This is a genomic window from Pseudomonas sp. TE3728 (genome assembly GCF_056279145.1).
Genome location: NZ_JBWBQT010000001.1, coordinates 1,706,652 through 1,723,266, shown reverse-complemented (window position 1 = coordinate 1,723,266; position 16,615 = coordinate 1,706,652). Strand labels below are relative to the sequence as shown.

14 protein-coding genes are annotated in these 16,615 nt (G+C 58.7%); 7 read left to right on the top strand and 7 right to left on the bottom strand.

Going from position 1 to position 16,615, the window contains the following annotated elements:
- Nucleotides 1–31 precede the first annotated feature (31 nt).
- The 6 genes from ACZ89R_RS07170 to ACZ89R_RS07145 are packed head-to-tail and all read right to left on the bottom strand — an operon-like array spanning nt 32 to nt 6,487.
- Nucleotides 32–1,627 carry a GumC family protein gene (locus tag ACZ89R_RS07170; RefSeq protein ID WP_429546219.1) on the bottom strand — a complete coding sequence of 532 codons (1,596 nt, stop codon included), beginning with the start codon at nt 1,625–1,627 and terminating at the stop codon, nt 32–34.
- A 17-nt stretch (nt 1,628–1,644) separates the two neighbouring features.
- A complete protein-coding gene (locus tag ACZ89R_RS07165) occupies nt 1,645–2,667 on the bottom strand; it encodes a polysaccharide biosynthesis/export family protein (RefSeq protein ID WP_123497615.1) in 1,023 nt (340 codons plus the stop codon).
- A 24-nt stretch (nt 2,668–2,691) separates the two neighbouring features.
- Nucleotides 2,692–3,336 carry a CpsD/CapB family tyrosine-protein kinase gene (locus tag ACZ89R_RS07160; RefSeq protein WP_429546220.1) on the bottom strand — a complete coding sequence of 215 codons (645 nt, stop codon included), beginning with the start codon at nt 3,334–3,336 and terminating at the stop codon, nt 2,692–2,694.
- Complete coding sequence (locus ACZ89R_RS07155) at nt 3,337–4,083, bottom strand: sugar transferase (protein ID WP_008073318.1); 747 nt, start codon at nt 4,081–4,083, stop codon at nt 3,337–3,339.
- Nucleotides 4,080–5,138: an NAD-dependent epimerase gene (locus ACZ89R_RS07150; protein WP_429546221.1), complete on the bottom strand. Its 1,059-nt coding sequence runs from the start codon at nt 5,136–5,138 to the stop codon at nt 4,080–4,082. The genes ACZ89R_RS07155 and ACZ89R_RS07150 overlap by 4 nt, the downstream gene beginning before the upstream one ends.
- Nucleotides 5,135–6,487 (bottom strand): UDP-glucose dehydrogenase family protein, encoded by a 1,353-nt coding sequence (locus tag ACZ89R_RS07145; protein WP_429546222.1) that lies wholly within the window; start codon nt 6,485–6,487, stop codon nt 5,135–5,137. Before ACZ89R_RS07145 ends, ACZ89R_RS07150 begins: the two co-directional genes overlap by 4 nt.
- A 380-nt stretch (nt 6,488–6,867) precedes the next feature.
- On the opposite strand from ACZ89R_RS07145, the gene ACZ89R_RS07140 reads away from it, so the two are divergent.
- The 7 genes from ACZ89R_RS07140 (at nt 6,868) to ACZ89R_RS07110 (ending at nt 14,217) form a co-directional block, all read left to right on the top strand.
- Nucleotides 6,868–8,565 (top strand): sulfatase-like hydrolase/transferase, encoded by a 1,698-nt coding sequence (locus tag ACZ89R_RS07140; protein WP_429546223.1) that lies wholly within the window; start codon nt 6,868–6,870, stop codon nt 8,563–8,565.
- 183 nt (nt 8,566–8,748) lie between these two features.
- Nucleotides 8,749–9,417, top strand: coding sequence for an ABC transporter ATP-binding protein (locus tag ACZ89R_RS07135; RefSeq protein WP_008013141.1), 669 nt, complete (start codon nt 8,749–8,751; stop codon nt 9,415–9,417).
- Nucleotide 9,418: 1 nt separating this feature from the next.
- Complete coding sequence (locus ACZ89R_RS07130; RefSeq protein ID WP_429547886.1) at nt 9,419–11,890, top strand: ABC transporter permease; 2,472 nt, start codon at nt 9,419–9,421, stop codon at nt 11,888–11,890.
- The gene (locus tag ACZ89R_RS07125) at nt 11,880–12,953 is read left to right on the top strand and encodes a lipocalin-like domain-containing protein (protein ID WP_429546224.1); all 1,074 of its coding nucleotides are present in this window, start codon (nt 11,880–11,882) and stop codon (nt 12,951–12,953) included. The genes ACZ89R_RS07130 and ACZ89R_RS07125 overlap by 11 nt, the downstream gene beginning before the upstream one ends.
- 166 nt (nt 12,954–13,119) lie before the next feature.
- On the top strand, nt 13,120–13,362 hold the full coding sequence (locus ACZ89R_RS07120) for a hypothetical protein (RefSeq protein ID WP_052965204.1): 243 nt from the start codon (nt 13,120–13,122) through the stop codon (nt 13,360–13,362).
- Between the two features lie 10 nt (nt 13,363–13,372).
- Nucleotides 13,373–13,546, top strand: coding sequence for a hypothetical protein (locus ACZ89R_RS07115; RefSeq protein ID WP_429546225.1), 174 nt, complete (start codon nt 13,373–13,375; stop codon nt 13,544–13,546).
- An 86-nt stretch (nt 13,547–13,632) separates the two neighbouring features.
- The gene (locus ACZ89R_RS07110) at nt 13,633–14,217 is read left to right on the top strand and encodes a hypothetical protein (RefSeq protein ID WP_429546226.1); all 585 of its coding nucleotides are present in this window, start codon (nt 13,633–13,635) and stop codon (nt 14,215–14,217) included.
- 396 nt (nt 14,218–14,613) lie between these two features.
- On the opposite strand, the gene ACZ89R_RS07105 is transcribed toward ACZ89R_RS07110, so the two are convergent.
- Nucleotides 14,614–16,482, bottom strand: a complete 1,869-nt coding sequence (locus ACZ89R_RS07105; protein ID WP_429546227.1) for an ATP-binding protein — start codon at nt 16,480–16,482, stop codon at nt 14,614–14,616.
- Between the last annotated feature and the right edge of the window lie 133 nt (nt 16,483–16,615).

The following is a 16,615-nucleotide window of genomic DNA, read 5'->3' as shown; positions in this document are numbered from 1 at the left end:
ATCGGCAGAGCGCTGGCGCTGAGCGGCCCGTTCAATGGCGCACCCAATGCACGAAGCTATCCACGGTCCAGTTTTTGTGCGGGTTGGTCGGCATAACGTCTTGCTCGTTGATCACCAACAGCACCGGCAAGCCCAGTTCATGGGTAATTTGCGCTGGGTGTTTGAAGCGGTGATCGAAGAACTCACGCACGTAGACGAAGGCAATCGCCAGCAGCAGACCGGTCAGCATCCCGAACGGAATGATCAGCATCGGCCTGGGAAATGCCGCATCGGCCGGTTCGTAGGGCGGGCTGAGTACCCGGGCGTTGGACATATCGTTGTCCAGCGAGCGGGAGGTGCTGCTTTCGGCAAAACGCTGGGCATAGGTGGAGAACGCTGCGTGCAAGGCATTGATCTCGGTATCCATTTGCGCCAGTTTGCTTTGAGCCACTTGCAACTGATGGATGCGCTCCTTGAAGTCGGCGATGCGTGCGGTTTTCTGCTTGATCACCGAGGTGACAATCGCCAGGTCGTTGGTGCGCTCCTGAATCCGGTTGCTGACGATTTTCAGGAACTGCTGACGGGTGCGGGAAATCTGCTCACGGGTCAACAGCATGGGTTCACTGCCCGGCTGGAAGACCGCCAGGTCGTTCATGTAGCGGCTGACCAGAGTGGTCAGTTGCTCACCGAGCTGTCTGATCTCCCGGTCTTCGAAGGCAATGTTGTCCACCGTGGTGGTGAAGGTGAAGGGGAAGGTGTACTCGCTGAGCCGGGACGTATTGGTGGCAGACGTCAGGGCGGTTTTCAGGTAGTCGAGCCAGCGCTGGCTTTGCAACAGGCGATCCTGATACAGGTTCAGGGCCTGTTCCTCGGTGTTGATGGCATTGAGGCGAAAGGTGATTTCTTCTTTCGGATCGGATGAAGCCACGCCTTCGAGCAACGCCAGCCGCGTGCCTTCCAGGCCATCGAGACGCACCTGATACTGCTTCTTCTTGGTTTCGTAGAAGCTCTGCGGCAGGTCGATCGATTGCAGCTCCTGACGGCTGGCCAGGTAGTTTTGCAGCAGCGCCGCGACAAACCGGGTGCCCTGGGCGGGATCGCCAAAGCTGTAGACAATGGAGATCACGTTGGAACCCGGCAGGGTTTCGATTTTCAGGTTATCGACGGCCTCTTGGGTGTAGGTATCCAGGGCGGTGTCCCGAACCGGATCGGTCTCAAGCCCGAATGCATCGCGCACCGGATTGACCACGTATTCACGCAAGGGGGTGGTCACAAAACGCTTGATCGGTTCGGTCACCAGTTTGCTGAAGATCCCGGGGTTGGGCGCGTACTCGCCTTTGTCCCGCAGGTCGCTGATGGTCTGACGGATCAGGGCCGGCGAACGCAGGATATTGCTCTCGGTTTCCATGTCTGCCAGTGACGGCGGAATGAATGAGGCATCACCTTGGGTCAGGGACGTGGTGGCGTCTCCCTGGGAGAGTTTTTTGGATTGCACGATCACCTGCGCGGTGATGTCGAAGCTCTGCTTGAGCATCAGCGGCAAGATCAGGGCGATCACTGCAAAGATCAGGAAGACGCGTTTCACCAACTGCTTGTTGGCGAAGAAAATCCTGAAGAACTCATGCAGGTAGTTTTCCTTTGGGTTCATGGTCGGTCACCTGAGCGTTAGTTGTCGCTGTCTTTGTTGTCGACGCGGTAGGCGAATCCGAAGCCCACCCCCTGGAACAACACCACGTCCGCCAGTTGCCGCGCGAGCTCACCGGCGCTGGCCAGTTTGGTCTTGGGCACGTAGAGCATGTCGTCCGGTTGCAGGTAAGCAATCTGCGACGCATCACCGGACAAGGCTTTTTCAACGTCGTAGTGCACGGCCTGCACATGGTTGCCGGTGCGGCGCATGATCACTACCGAATCGAGCCGCGCCTTGACGTTAGTGCCACGGGCCAGGGTCAAGGCTTCGAGTACCGAGACCGGCCGGCGAATCGGGTAGGAGCCCGGTTGCGCGACTTCACCCAGCACATAGATTTCGTTACCCGACGTGGATTTGAGCATGACGTCGACCTTCATCCGCCCCGGCAATTGCGCGTAGCGTTGATTGAGGAAGGTTTCCAGTTGGTTGACCGTCATGCCTTGCAGTGGCACGGAGCCGATTTCCGGGAAACTCGCATAGCCGTCGTTGCCCACAACGATCTCCCGGCTCATGCCGGTAGCGGGGTGGTTCAGGTTGCTCTTGAGGTTTTGCTCGTCGCTCAGCGGGCTGGTCACCAGCACCGTCACCTGATTGCGATTGGGCTGAAACAGGGATTTGCGCTCATAGGCACGCTGGATCTCCTGCCGTGCTTCGACAGCCGTCAGCCCGGCGATTTTCACCGAGGTATTGGCCCCCGGCAGTTCGATGGTGCCGTCGGGCAACACCCGTTGGGTGCCGTTGAGCTGGCTGGCCGCGGTGAAGTTCAGGGCGACCTGGTCACCGGACTGAATGCGGTAGGCGCCCGAGCTACTGGTGCTGATGTGAAAGATCACATCCAGCACGTCCTTGGGCCGCAGGGTCTGTTCGACCTTGGGCATGTCGGTGGCCTGGGCATTGGCCGGCTCGGCCGTGAGGATCTGCACCGGCATCTGCTGGGTTTCACTGGTGCTGGAGCAACCTGCAAGCGGCAGCAACAGCAGGAGAAGCATTTTGGCGTTCATGGCGTCATCCTTTTCTGCGGTTGCTTACAGGTTTTTGTAGAGCCATTTGGGCATGTAGTACTTGCGCCGGTTGAAGACGCTGCCCACCAGTTTTGCGCCCGCCTGAGTCAGGCGCTGGGCTGCGGCCTGGGCCACCTCCCAGCGCGTGTCTTCGGCACGCACCACCATGATCACGCCGTCCACCAAGGTGCTGATGACCAACGTATCGGCGGCCGAATACACCGCGTCGCCGTCGATCACCACGAAGCGATAGCGATCGCCCAACTGGTTGAGCAACGGCGCCAGTTGTTCGGTCGTCAGGTGCTCGGCGCCGCGGATGTGCCGCCCGTTCGGCAGGATGTGGAAGGGCAGGCTGGAGACGTTCACCAGGCAGTCCTGCAACAGTGGCGGCGAGGCGTTGAACAGCAGGTCGCGAAAGCCGCGTTCTTTGGTCAGCCCCAGCTGTTGCGTGAGGTTGCCCTCCGACTGGCTGGCATCCACCAGCAGCACTTGGCCGCTGCTCATTGACGCCAGTTGGCTGGCCAGCGCCAGGGCGCTGGTGGTGGTGCCGGCGCCTGGATTGGCAGCGGTCAGGAAGAGGATCCGCAGATCCAGGTCGAGCACGGTCGAGGTCAGGTTGGACTCGCTCGGGCTGGCGATGGTCAGGCTTTTATTCGATGAACCGTCCATTTAACTCGCTCCGTGGCCGCTGAATACTTTGAAGGGGGTTTTCAACAGGATCTTCAGATCAAGCAAGAGGCTCTGCTCGGCGATATAGCTGAGGTCCAACTCAACGCGCTGGTCGAAGTCGATATTGCTGCGCCCGGATATCTGCCACAGGCCGGTCATGCCGGGGTAGATGCTCAGGCGTGCAAGGTGGCTGTCCTTGTAGCGATAAGCGTTGAACGAGGTCGGTCGGGGACCAACCAAACGCATGTCGCCGCTGACCACATTGATCAGGTTGGGCAACTCATCAAGGCTGCTGCGCCGCAGGAAGCTACCGATAGGGGTAATCCGCGGGTCGTTGTCGATCTTGAAATCGATGGCATCGGCGCCGTGCTTGTTCAGATGCCGCAAGGATTCCTTGAGCTCTTCGGCGTTGGTCACCATGGTGCGGAACTTGTACATGCCGAACAGGCGGCCGCGGTAACCGGTGCGCTTCTGCACGAACATCACCGGCCCCGGGCTGCTGAACTTGATCACCAGCGCCAGGCCCAGCAGCACAGGGGACAGCAGCAGCAGAATCACCAGCGCGCCAAGGCATGCAACCACTCGGTTGGTTCGCGACAGCGTCCAGGGCCGACCACCGTCACGGCCGGTCATCCAGCCGCGGCCCTGCATGTGGATCGCCGTGTCCAGGCGCATTCGGTGTTCGGGGTCCAGGCGTTTGTCACGCAGCATGTGATTGAGCAACACGCCTTTTTCATGTCCAGTCATAGAGTCCTCCGCTGAAGCCCGGGCGCGAGTGGCGAGTGGGCGTTGCGCAGTGGGTAGTAGTCACGGAACCAGGCGATGAATCGTCCGAGTCCTTCATCCAGCTCTATCCGTGGCTGGAAACCGGTGGCCTGGGCCAGATCGCTGGCATCGGCGCAGGTGTTGAGCACGTCGCCCGGCTGCAGGGGCAGCAACTCGACGAGGGCTTTTTGTCCGAGGTGTTTTTCTAGCAGCGCCAGGTAGTCCTTGAGCTCCACTGGCTGTTGTCCGCCAATGTTGTAAATGCGCCATGGCGCCATGCTGCTGGCCGGGTCCGGTTGTTCGCGGTTCCAGTCCGGTGCCGCTTGGGGGGCGCGCTCGATCAGACGGGCGATGCTCTCGATGATGTCGTCGATGTAGGTGAAATCACGCTGGTGCTGGCCGTAGTTGAACAGCTTCAGCGGCTGCCCTTCGGCAATCGCCCGGGCGAACTGGATCGGCGACATGTCTGGCCGGCCCCAAGGCCCGTACACCGTGAAAAAACGCAAACCGGTGCAGGGAATGCCGAACAGATGGCTGTAGCTGTGGGCCATCAGCTCATTGGCTTTTTTGGTCGCGGCATACAGCGACAACGGGTGATCGACGCAGTCCTTGACCGAGTAAGGCGTGTGCTGGTTGGCGCCATACACTGAACTGGACGAGGCATAGATCAAGTGCTTGACCGGGTGGTGGCGGCAGCTTTCGAGGATGTTCAGGAACCCGCTCAGATTGCTGTCGACGTAGGCCCGGGGATTTTCCAGGGAGTAACGCACCCCGGCCTGGGCCGCGAGGTGAATCACCACCTCCGGTTGTTCAGCGACAAACAGTGCGTTGAGGGCCGTGGCGTCGGCCACATCGACTTTCGCCAGCGGGAAATCGCCGACTTGCTTGCGCACCCAATCCACGCGGTCGTGTTTGAGTTGCGGGTCGTAGAAGTCGTTGAAATTATCCAGGCCGAATACCTCATGCCCGTCGCGCAACAGCCGCAACAGGCAATGGGCGCCAATGAAACCGGCTGCTCCTGTGACGAGTATTTTCATGGCCGTGGCGCCTCGGGAACGATGTGCCGAAGCCCGATACCGCTGTAGTGCAAACCGGCCGCCGCCACGTGTTCCGGGTTGTAGAGGTTGCGCCCGTCGACAATCACCCGCGCGCGCAATTTACTCGCCAGCAGATCGAAGTCGACCACGCGGAAGTTCTTCCACTCGGTGCAAATCACCAGCGCGTCGGCATCTTCCAGGGTGTCGTCGCGGGTGGCGCACAGGTGCAGGTCATTGCGGTAGCCGTAAATGCGCCGGCACTCGGACATGGCTTCCGGGTCGTAAGCCTGCACGCTCGCACCTTCGGCCCACAGCGCCTCCATCAGATAACGGCTGGGCGCTTCGCGCATGTCATCGGTATTGGGCTTGAAGGCCAGGCCCCAAATCGCGATGGACTTGCCGACCAGGCCATCGGGAAACAGCGCCTGCAGTTTGCTGAAGAGGATGTGCCGTTGGCTGTCATTCACATCGGTGACGCTACGCAGCAGACGCAATGACATGCCGTTGTGTTCGGCGGTGTGCAGCAGAGCTCGCAGGTCTTTAGGAAAACACGAGCCGCCGAAGCCACAGCCGGGGTAGATGAAGTGGTAACCGATGCGCGGGTCCGAGCCGATGCCTTTGCGCACCGCTTCAATGTCGGCCCCCAGCAACTCGGTGAGGTTGGCCAGTTCGTTCATGAAACTGATGCGGGTGGCGAGCATTGCGTTAGCGGCGTACTTGGTCAGCTCGGCGCTGCGGTTGTCCATGAACATGAGCTTTTCGCGGTTGCGGCAGAACGGTGCATAGAGTTCGCTCAATTGGTTGCGCGCTTCATCGTCATTGGTGCCGACAATGATCCGGTCCGGGCGCATGCAATCGGCCAAGGCGCTGCCTTCCTTGAGAAACTCCGGGTTGGACACCACCCGCACGTTCAACGCTTGTTTGCCACGGCGTTGCAGTTCTTCGTTGGCAGCGCTCGCCACTTGGTCCGCAGTGCCCACCGGCACGGTGGACTTGATGATCAGGGTGCGATCGGACTCCATGACACTGGCGATCTGCCGAGCGACATTCAGCACATGGCTGAGGTCGGCGGAACCGTCTTCATCGGCGGGCGTGCCCACCGCGATGAAAATCAGTTCGGCGTGTTCGACCGCGTCACTGGCCTGGGTGGAGAAGAGCAGGCGACCGGCCTTGATGTTGTCTTCCAGTGTGCTGGACAGTCCCGGTTCGCTGATCGGAGGCACGGCTTGCTGCAGTTGCCTGATCTTGTTGGGGTCGATATCGACGCACAAGACGCGATGTCCGACATCGGCCAATGCTGCGGCTTGAATGAGGCCTACATAGCCCGTACCAAATACGCTCACGTCCACATTGGCGTGCCTCGTAAAACGGTGGATGTAACTGAAATGAGACTGTCAAAAGGGGTATAGCCCAGCCGTGGGAAAGAGAGTCAGCAAAATGACGGGTAACGCGACCGGGAGAACCCCGGTTTCACGGGCTTTTTGCCATCAAGTGCTTGCCGCTGCTGGATTTGCCGCGGTTTTGAGGGGTTTCTGAGGGTTTTAAGAAAACGATAAACGGTCGTAAGGCTTGAAACACAAGGGTTACAGGCGTTTGGGGGTGTCAGATTTGAGGCAACGTTTTTTTGACGCTTTGGGGAAAAAACCGGCATTTCTTGCGCTTCGAGGGCTCGGTGCTAGTGTCAGAAAATGGCCGACAATCCATTGGCCACGGAGGTGCTGTAATCACCATGATCCGTTACCTCAAGGAACTGTTGCTGGTTCTGTATTTACTCAAGAATTACGACGACTACCTCGATCGTCTTGACGCGCTGGGCATCGGTTTTCCTATGCTGCTGTATGGCGCAATGTTCGTCGTGCTGACAGTGGCGTTGTTCATGACCGCGTACATCCGTCAGACGCTGATCCGTCATCTGTTCGCGTTGGTGATGTCTGGCTCGGCGGTGTTCTTCGACGTCTATACGCAAGTGACTGCCGGTTACATGACCTACAGCAGTTTTGTGTCGCTGGTGTATTCCGGTGGGTTCATTCAAGAGGCCGCGTACCAGTACCGCGATGCAATCATCAGCGCGATGGTCAGTGGTTTGTTGCTGCTGATCGGTATCGGGCTCAAGCCGCGTCGACGGGCGCCATTACCGGATGCACTGTTGGTGGCGGCGCCAGTGCTCGGGGTGCTGATGCTCAGCACCGTGCTGTTCGTGCGGGCCGGCGAGGGGGCCCGTGGCTTGCCGATCATGTACACACCGTTGGCCTATCTGAATCTGTTCACCTATGAAGCGCTGCACAACACCGTCGGCCCGCGTGAGCCAGTGAGCCTGTCGCGCGTCGATCAGCCGGTGGGGCACGACATTGTGCTGATCATCGACGAGAGCATTTCCGGCAACTACCTGGACATCAACACGTCGTTCGGTGTGCACAGCAATCTCAAAGAACCGCGCCCGGGCGTGGACATCTTCAATTACGGCTACGCGGCGTCCATCGCCAATTGCAGCGCCGACACCAATGTCACCCTGCGCTACGGTGGCACCCGCGCCGACTACATGCGGATCAACAGCACATTGCCGTCGATCTGGCAGTACGCCAAAAAAGCCGGGCTGCGCACCGTTTACATCGACGCCCAGCGCACCGGCGGCAACTTGCAGAACCTGATGAACGCTGCCGAGAAAAAGGACATCGACGAGTTCGTGCAATTCGACCGCACCAGCGTGCGTGAGCGCGACATGGCCGCGGCGGCCAAGCTGATCGAGCTGCTCAACGACGGTAAGCCGGAGCTGGTAGTGATCAACAAGGTCGGTGCGCATTTTCCGGTGCACGACAAGTACCCGGACGCCTTTATGGCTTACCGCCCGACATTGCCCCGTGGACAGTTTGTCGAAGTGGTGGACACGGGCACACGCGATGGTTTCAATGGTCAGCCGGATGATTGGTTGCTGTACCGCAATGCCTATAAAAATACCGTGCTGTGGAATGTCGGCGAGTTTTTCGCGCGGGTGTTTGCTCAGGCGGATCTGAGCCATGCGCTACTGATCTACACCTCGGATCACGGGCAGGATCTGCATGAGCGCGGTAACCCCGGGCTCAATACTCACTGCGGTGGTGATCCGGTGGAGGAGGAGGGGTTGGTGCCGTTGGTGGTGATTTCGGGCAGCGGTTTGCAGACCCTGGACTGGCAGGCGCAATTGCCGGCCAACAAGGATCGCTCCAGTCACTACAACATCTTCCCGACGTTACTGCAGGTGATGGGTTATGACCTGGCGGGGATTGAGGCGGTGTATGGCAAACCCTTGAGTGTGCCGACGGTGGACGATTTCACCTTTAACTATCGGTTTAATGCGCGGTTGGGGGCCAAGCCGGAGTGGAAGCACATTGACCTGAACAGCATTGTGACGCCGGGGCGGGTGGTGCCGAGTGTGGCGGTGGGGCAGTGAGGTTTTGAGTGACTGACCTGGCCTTATCGCGAGCAGGCTCGCTCCCACATTCGATATTCGGTGGGCACAAAATCTGTGTTCACACCCATCAAATGTGGGAGCGAGCCTGCTCGCGATAAACGATAACGCGGTCCTGCTGCCGTCCGCTATCCTAGGCCCACTGCCTTCAACGAGTCTCCCCTCATGCTTTCGGTCCAGGGCGTCTTCAAAAGCTACGCCACCCCCCAAGGCCCGCTGCCGGTATTGCAAGGCGTCGACCTCACGTTGAAACCCGGCAGCAGCCTGGCGCTGATGGGTGAATCGGGCAGTGGCAAGAGCACCTTGCTGCACCTGATCGCCGGGCTGGACAAGGTCGATCGCGGCAGCATCCGCAGCGGCGAACATCGGCTGGAGCAGATGAACGAAAGCCAATTGGCGAACTGGCGACGGACCGAAATCGGTCTGGTGTTCCAGCAGTTCAACCTGATCGGCAGTTTGCGCGTTGAAGACAATCTGGCGTTTCAGGCACGTCTGGCCGGGCGCCACGATCCACGTTGGCAGGCGCATCTGGTGCAACGTCTTGGGTTGGGAGATTTGCTGCGGCGCTATCCGGAGCAACTGTCTGGTGGGCAACAGCAGCGGGTCGCCTTAGGTCGCGCCCTGGCATCGCAACCCAAACTGCTGCTGGCCGACGAGCCCACCGGCAGCCTCGATGAAGCCACCAGTGATGAGGTGTTGAAGTTGTTGCTGGAGCTGCTCGACGACAGCCCGACGACTTTGTTGATGGTCACTCACAGCCCACGGGTCGCCGCGCGGCTGGCAGACAAAGTGGTGCTGCACGGTGGCCGTCTGGCTGGCGCGGACGAGCGCTGAAGTGCGGGTTTTTCGTGAGACGCTGCGGGCGCTGCTCAGCCATTGGCGACAGCACCCGGTGCAATTTTTCAGTGTGCTGACCGGGCTCTGGCTCGCCACCAGCCTGCTGACCGGCGTGCAAGCGCTGAACAGCCAGGCGCGAGAAAGCTACGCCCGGGCCAGTCAGCTGATCGGCGGCGAACCGCAAGCCAGTCTCACGGCACTCGGCGGTGGGGTGTTTTCCCAGCAAGTGTTTGTTGACCTGCGTCGTGCGGGTTGGCCGGTATCGCCGGTGTTGCAAGGGCGGGTGACGCTCAAGGGCCATGAAGAGCAGCGCTTGCAGTTAATGGGCATTGAGCCGGTGTCACTGCCGGCCGGTTCCGCAGTGGCCGGGCGGGCGTTGCCGATCGAGCAGGTTGTCGAGTTTTTCACGCCGCCGGGCAGCACCTGGATTTCACCGCAGACCTTGCAGGCGTTGGGCTTGCGCGAAGGCGAAACCCCGATGGCCCAGAGTGGAGTCACCTTGCCGCCGCTGCGTGCCCAGACCGACATGGCGCCCGGCGTGTTGCTGGTGGACATCGGCTTCGCCCAACAGATTCTGCAATTGCCCGATCAATTGTCACGCCTGCTGCTGCCCAAGGATTTCACCGCGACCCTGCCTGATGAGCTCAAGGGCCAACTCCAGTTCAAAAGCAGCGGCGAAGAAAACAACCTCGCGCGCCTGACCGAGAGCTTCCACCTGAATCTCGATGCCTTGGGTTTTCTGTCGTTCGTGGTCGGCCTGTTCATCGTTCACGCGGCGATCGGCCTGGCGCTGGAGCAACGCCGAAGCTTGCTCAGAACCCTGCGCGCCTGCGGGGTCAGTGCCCGCCTGTTGATTGCCTGCCTTACCGTCGAGCTGGGTGCTCTGGCGCTGATCGGTGGTATCGCCGGCGTCGTCAGCGGCTACCTGCTGGCCGGCGTGCTGTTGCCGGATGTGGCCGCCAGCCTGCGCGGCTTGTACGGCGCCGAAGTGCCGGGGCAGTTGAACCTCAGTCCGCTGTGGTGGTTCAGCGGCATTGGCCTGAGCCTGTTCGGCGCTTTGCTGGCCGGCGCCAACAGTTTGCTGCGGGCTGCGCGGTTGCCGTTACTGGCACTGGCCAATCCGCAAGCCTGGCATCAGGCCCACGCCCGCTGGTTGCGACGCCAGGGTTGGGTCGCGGCGATGGCGGCGATGATCGCGTTATTGGCGTTGATCTTCGGCGACAGCCTGAGCAGCGGCTTCGTGTTGATGGGCGCGTTGTTGATTGGCGCCGCACTGGCCTTGCCGGTGGTGTTGAACAGTGTGCTCAACTGGGTGCTTGGGCGCAGTCGTTCGGTGCTCGGCCAATGGTTTCTCGCCGACTGCCGCCAGCAACTGCCGGCCCTGAGCCTGGCCTTGATGGCGCTGTTGTTGGCGCTGGCGGCAAACATCGGCGCCGGCAGCATGACCGCCGGTTTCCGCCAGACGTTCAGCAACTGGCTCGAACAACGGTTGACCGCCGAGCTGTACCTCAATCCGCAAAATCCCGCCCAGGCTCGAGAGCTGCATACCTGGCTCAAACAACAACCCCAAGTCACCGCAGTGCTACCGAACTGGCAGGTATCGATCCAGTTGCAGGGCTGGCCGGCGGACGTCTTTGGCGTGATCGATCACCCGACTTATCGTCAGCACTGGCCACTGCTGGAAGCCTTGGGCGACAACCCTTGGGAGCGACTGGCCAAGGATGACGCGCTGATGCTCAGTGAACAACTAGCGCGGCGGTTGAAGGTACGGCTCGGTGATCACCTGACAATCCCGACGCCGAATGGCCCATGGTCACCGCGGATCGTCGGGATCTACGCCGACTACGGCAATCCCAAGGGGCATCTGCTGGTCAACATCAATCATCTGCTGCGCGGCTGGCCGCAATTGACGCCCAACCGTTTCAACCTGCGCATCGACCCGGCGTCGATTCCCGGATTCCTGACCGCGCTGCAAGCACGCTTCGCCCTGGACGACAGCCGTATCGTCGATCAGGTCCGGCTCAAGGGCTGGTCCACGCAAGTGTTCGAACGCACCTTCGCCGCCACCGCCGCGCTCAATAGCCTGACACTTTGCGTCGCGGGCGTGGCGCTGTTCATCAGCCTGCTGACCCAAAGCCAGAGCCGCCTTGGGCAACTCGCGCCGCTGTGGGCTTTGGGCGTAACCCGTCGCCAATTGATGCTGTTGAACCTAGGGCAAACCTGGTTGCTGGCGGTGTTGACGCTGGTGCTGGCGTTGCCCTTGGGCATCGCGTTGGCGTGGTGCCTGGACACGGTGATCAACGTTCAGGCCTTCGGTTGGCGCTTGCCGTTGCGGGTGTTTCCGTTGCAACTGTTGCAGTTGATGGGCCTGGCGTTGCTCGCGACATTGCTCGCATCGGCCTGGCCGCTGTACTCGCTGTATCGCACGCAACCGGCGGATCTGTTGAGGACGTTTGCTCATGAGGATTAAGGTTGGCCTGTGGTTATTGGCCGCTCTGTTGAACGGATGCGACAACACGCCTGCGCCGGAGAAAGGCTTCGCCGGCCTCGGTCATCAGGCTGAGGCATTTACCCCGGTGGTGCCCGGTCGGGTATTCAGCTTCCCGGCGGATCACGGCCCCCACGATGGTTTTCGTATCGAATGGTGGTACGTCACCGCCAACCTCAAAGACGATCAGGGCCAGGAATTCGGCGCGCAATGGACACTGTTTCGCAGCGCCTTGAAAGCGACACCCGAGCAACCCGGCTGGGGCAAACAGACCATCTGGCTGGGTCACGCGGCCGTGACTTCCGCCACGGTACATCACGCTGCCGAACGCTACGCCCGAGGCGGCGTCGGCCAAGCCGGTGTGAGTCTGGCGCCGTTCAAGGCATGGATCGACGATTGGCATTTCAGTAGTCAGGCCAGCGATGAAGATCCGCTAGCGGACCTGCAACTCAGCGCCCGTGACAAGGCTTTCAGCTACCAGCTTCGACTGACCTCCACACGTCCACTGGTGCTTCAGGGCGACAAAGGCTTCAGCCAGAAATCCGAACAAGGCCAGGCGTCGTACTACTACAGCCAGCCGTTTTTCCAGGCCAGCGGAACCCTGGAAATCGACGGCAAAACCTACACCGTCAGCGGCCCGGCCTGGCTCGACCGCGAGTGGAGCAGCCAACCCCTGACCGCCAACCAGACCGGTTGGGACTGGTTCTCCCTGCACCTGGACAGCGGCGAACAGGTCATGCTCTACCGCATGCGGCAAAAGGACGGCGCGCCGTACCTCACCGGTACCTGGATCGATGCCCAAGGGCAAACGCAGTTATTGCACGCCGACGACATCAGCCTCACGCCTCAGGAGAAGACCAATGTCGCTGGCCGTTCGATGCCTGTGAGCTGGTCGATCAAGATACCCGCCAAGCACCTCGATATTACAATCGGTGCCCTCAACCCCAAGGCCTGGATGGACTTGCGCATTCCCTATTGGGAAGGGCCGGTGCGGCTGAGCGGCAGTCATGGTGGGCAGGGGTATCTGGAGATGACCGGGTATTAAGATCAAAAGATGGTTATGCGTATGCCGCAATGTCGCGGGTGTACTCGGTCAGTGTAGGAGCTGCCGAAGGCTGCGATCTTTTGATCCTGCTCCTAATGCGTCCAATCCACAGGAACTCCCAAAGGCCTCCATCTCTCTACCGTAATAATACCGGCAGGAGCCCGCCATGAGCGACGACCTCAAACCGCCCACCCTTGCCACCTGGCAGCGGCTGTTCGACGACAAAGCCTACTGGCAGCAATCCCCCGACGCGCATTACAGCGAATTGCTGCGCATCGCCGACGATCTGCTGGGGCAGGGCGCCATCGACCTTGATCAATGGCAGATCCTCAAGACCAAGGCCGATCAATCCCACAAAGACTCGCCTGCCGTGAATGTTGCCCATGAAGTCGACGATCCCGAAGCCTGAGGACATCCCCATGAATCGCAAACCGACCACTCCCTCGGAAAACCCCGACGAACCCCGGCCACCAGGCGAAGTCGAGCGCGACAACGACGCCCTGCGTCCCACCGACCCGACCCGGCGCAAGGAAAGCGGCAAGGGCACAGACAGCGGAGAATCCACCGCGCAAGAAACAGCGGAAACTCCCTGATCAGCGTCTATGCTCATCGGCACAGACGGCCCCGAACCTGGATAGAGAGCTGTCTGCTGCCATCCATCACAGGGAAAGTATCGCTTATGAAGCTCAACGCACTGACCAAAGCCATCACCCTCGCCACGCTCCTGGCCACCGCCAGCCTCAGCGCCATTGCCGCAGACATCCCGCTGTCCGCCGTCGTGGAAGCCGATCAGGTCATCACCAAAGTCCTGGCGGTCGACGCCGCCAAACATCAAGTCGTCCTTGAAGGCGCGGAAGGTCGGCAGGTCCATGTACAACTCAGCGACAAAGCCAAAAACCTCGGCAAACTGAAAGTCGGTGATCAGGTCAACGTCGAAGTCATCCGCTCGGTCGCGGCCTACCTCGACACCGACATCGACAAAGGCTTGCCAGGCTCCATCGAACACACCGGCGAAATCCGCGCCACCAAAGACAACCCCAACCCCGGCGGCGAAGCCTACCGTCAGGTACAGGTCCAACTGAAAATCACCCACATCGACCTGAAGAAAAACCAGGTGACCTTCCAAAACCCGGCCGGCCAATCCAAAATCGTCAACGTCGAAAGGCCTGAAGTCCAGGCGAAATTGAAAGATCTGAAAGTTGGGCAGAGCGTTGTGGTGACCTATACCGATGTGCTGAAAGTCACCAGCCAACACCCAAGCTGATCATTACTTGTACCCGTTGATTGTTTTTGTACAGAAAGTTGTATAAGAACAATCAGTTTTAATGGTCGAACTGGTGAGTTTTAAAAGTTTGTATCTGGTTTTTTAGCAAAAACTTACGAGATATTACGTGCATAAATTTCATGTTTATACCGAGGACATATCGGCCAAATTCTATTAAAATCCTTACCGTTCGCCCGGTGTCAGGGCTCTTTACCGGTGCATGGATTGCCAGGCCATTACACTGGGCGAACACCTTCTTTGGGAGGCGAAGTTTAAAAGTTTTTGATATAAAAAATGGGCGACCTTGGAGTCGCCCATTTTTATTGGCTGGGTTAAAGCGGTGGCGCCGGACACCCTACCGGGGGGTTGTAATGGCGTTTGTAGCCTGAGTCTATTTCAACCCAAAATTGTATCCATTATCGGAGTGCTGGCCTGGAGCTGCTGCCGATAGTTGGCTGCACGCTGAAGCACTCGGCACAAGGCCTGAAAATTTGCCGGTTTGGTCAAAATATCATTGGCACCGGCGGCCCTGAAACGTTCTATCTCGCTCGAAAAAGCACTCGCGGTGAAAGCAACGATGTAGCAAATATCGCCCAGTGGTAGTTCGCGGATTTTACGGATGGCCTCCAGCCCATCCATGACAGGCATGTTGATATCCATAAAAATGATATCCGGAGTCGAAGTCATGCACTGATTGATCGCCTCCAAGCCATCTGACGCAAGGTCGGGCGCATAACCCAACTCTTGCAACATCGCCATGGCAACTTTCTGACTCACGGGATGGTTTTCCACCAGCAGAATATCGAGCGGGTAATCCTCGGCAAAAGATGAGTCGAAACCAACCGATGCATGATCATCCCGGATGGGTAGTTCCGAAACCGAAAAAAGCTCCATGGGGAGTGAGAAGGAGAACGTCGATCCGACGCCAGGCTGACTGGTAAAGGATAAAGTCCCCTGCTGCGCCTCGACCAGACTTTTGCAGATGGAAAGACCGAGCCCACTCCCGGTAAAGCGTTGACTGGCCGGTCCTTTAAACTGAGCAAAGGGCTTGAACAGGCTGTCTTGCCGTTCCATGGGGATACCTATGCCGGTATCGCGGATGGAGAATTCGAGTCGGGCTCGAGTGCCGTAACCGCTAGTCGTGACCATGAGCGATACCTTTCCGGCCTCGGTGAATTTAACCGCATTGCCCAGCAAGTTGATCAATATCTGGCGCAGGCAATTGGTATCGGTTTTGACCAAGGGAGGTACGTCTGGTGAGACCTGAGCCTCAAGTACAATTGGCTTGTCCTGCATGTTTTGCCGGATCATTTCAATACTGGATGAAACCAGAGCTCTGACTTCGAAGACACGAGGCTTCAATTCAAGTTTGCCTGCTTCGATTTTTGCAAGGTCGAGAATGTTGTCGATAAGAGATAGCAGGGCTCGCCCACTTGTATTGATCGTTTTTAGCAGACTGCTTTGCTCGCGGTTCAGGGCGGACCTTGCCAGCAACTCCGTCGCGCCGATAACACCGTACATGGGCGTACGGATTTCATGACTCATGGTGGCCAAAAATCTGGTTTTTGAACGATCAGCATCCTCGGCGGCATTTTTTGCCTGATTCAATACTTCTTCGTTTATTTGCAATTGCTGGAGATGAGCGCGCATGCGTATAACGCTGAAGACGAGAAATACCAGAATGGCCAAGATGATATGGTGCAGGGAGTCCTGTTTAAGTTGCTGGTAGTAATCCGTCAACGTCATCTCCGCACCCGCAATATAAATCGTACCGTCCTGCGATTTCATCGGGACGAAGACGGCGCGAAAATCTCCCCAGTGATCCGAGTAGTCAATCCAGGTGGGTTCGGTGCGTTCAAAACTGTCGAGCAAAGCCTGACTGGCATCCGGGTAGGGATCGAAAAAGCGTACGAAATTCTTCTCCAAGATCTCTTTTTTCGATGCGCTGGAGCTGACCAGATAAGCCTCGCCCGAGCGTTTGACCACACTGTAGACAAAAGCAGTACCCATGGAATCGTTGAAGCTGGAAAGCCGTTGAATGGCATTCCAATCTTCCGCCTCGGATTTGGACTGTTTGTCGGTCAGATTGTCATGGTAGCGGTCGCCAAGGATGGCCGACGCCCCCAGTGCGGCATGCAGCAGCTTGTTATTAATGTTGTCAGTGAGGATCCCTTGAGTCTCGACGTAGAGGTAGTAGATATAGCCACTGACACCTACTATGTAGACCAAGAGAAAAATCCACGTTTTCCGTTTGAGTTTGAACATAAATCACAGCCTCCATACTGTAGGGCCAAGCATAATTTGAAGGCGTGGTGAAAACCATTGTTTTGTTTTTTGCTGTTTTCAGGTGAGGTGTTATTTGACCGAAGAGCCAGTTTTTTTGGTTTTTTTGCTCACG

Coding starts and splice junctions, on each gene's coding strand:
- ACZ89R_RS07140 (WP_429546223.1), top strand. CDS start 6,868: ATGATCCGTTACCTCAAGGAACTGTTGCTGGTTCTGTATTTACTCAAG.
- ACZ89R_RS07165 (WP_123497615.1), bottom strand. CDS start 2,667: ATGAACGCCAAAATGCTTCTCCTGCTGTTGCTGCCGCTTGCAGGTTGC.
- ACZ89R_RS07160 (WP_429546220.1), bottom strand. CDS start 3,336: ATGGACGGTTCATCGAATAAAAGCCTGACCATCGCCAGCCCGAGCGAG.
- ACZ89R_RS07170 (WP_429546219.1), bottom strand. CDS start 1,627: ATGAACCCAAAGGAAAACTACCTGCATGAGTTCTTCAGGATTTTCTTC.
- ACZ89R_RS07155 (WP_008073318.1), bottom strand. CDS start 4,083: ATGACTGGACATGAAAAAGGCGTGTTGCTCAATCACATGCTGCGTGAC.
- ACZ89R_RS07115 (WP_429546225.1), top strand. CDS start 13,373: ATGAATCGCAAACCGACCACTCCCTCGGAAAACCCCGACGAACCCCGG.
- ACZ89R_RS07150 (WP_429546221.1), bottom strand. CDS start 5,138: ATGAAAATACTCGTCACAGGAGCAGCCGGTTTCATTGGCGCCCATTGC.
- ACZ89R_RS07135 (WP_008013141.1), top strand. CDS start 8,749: ATGCTTTCGGTCCAGGGCGTCTTCAAAAGCTACGCCACCCCCCAAGGC.
- ACZ89R_RS07120 (WP_052965204.1), top strand. CDS start 13,120: ATGAGCGACGACCTCAAACCGCCCACCCTTGCCACCTGGCAGCGGCTG.
- ACZ89R_RS07105 (WP_429546227.1), bottom strand. CDS start 16,482: ATGTTCAAACTCAAACGGAAAACGTGGATTTTTCTCTTGGTCTACATA.
- ACZ89R_RS07110 (WP_429546226.1), top strand. CDS start 13,633: ATGAAGCTCAACGCACTGACCAAAGCCATCACCCTCGCCACGCTCCTG.
- ACZ89R_RS07125 (WP_429546224.1), top strand. CDS start 11,880: ATGAGGATTAAGGTTGGCCTGTGGTTATTGGCCGCTCTGTTGAACGGA.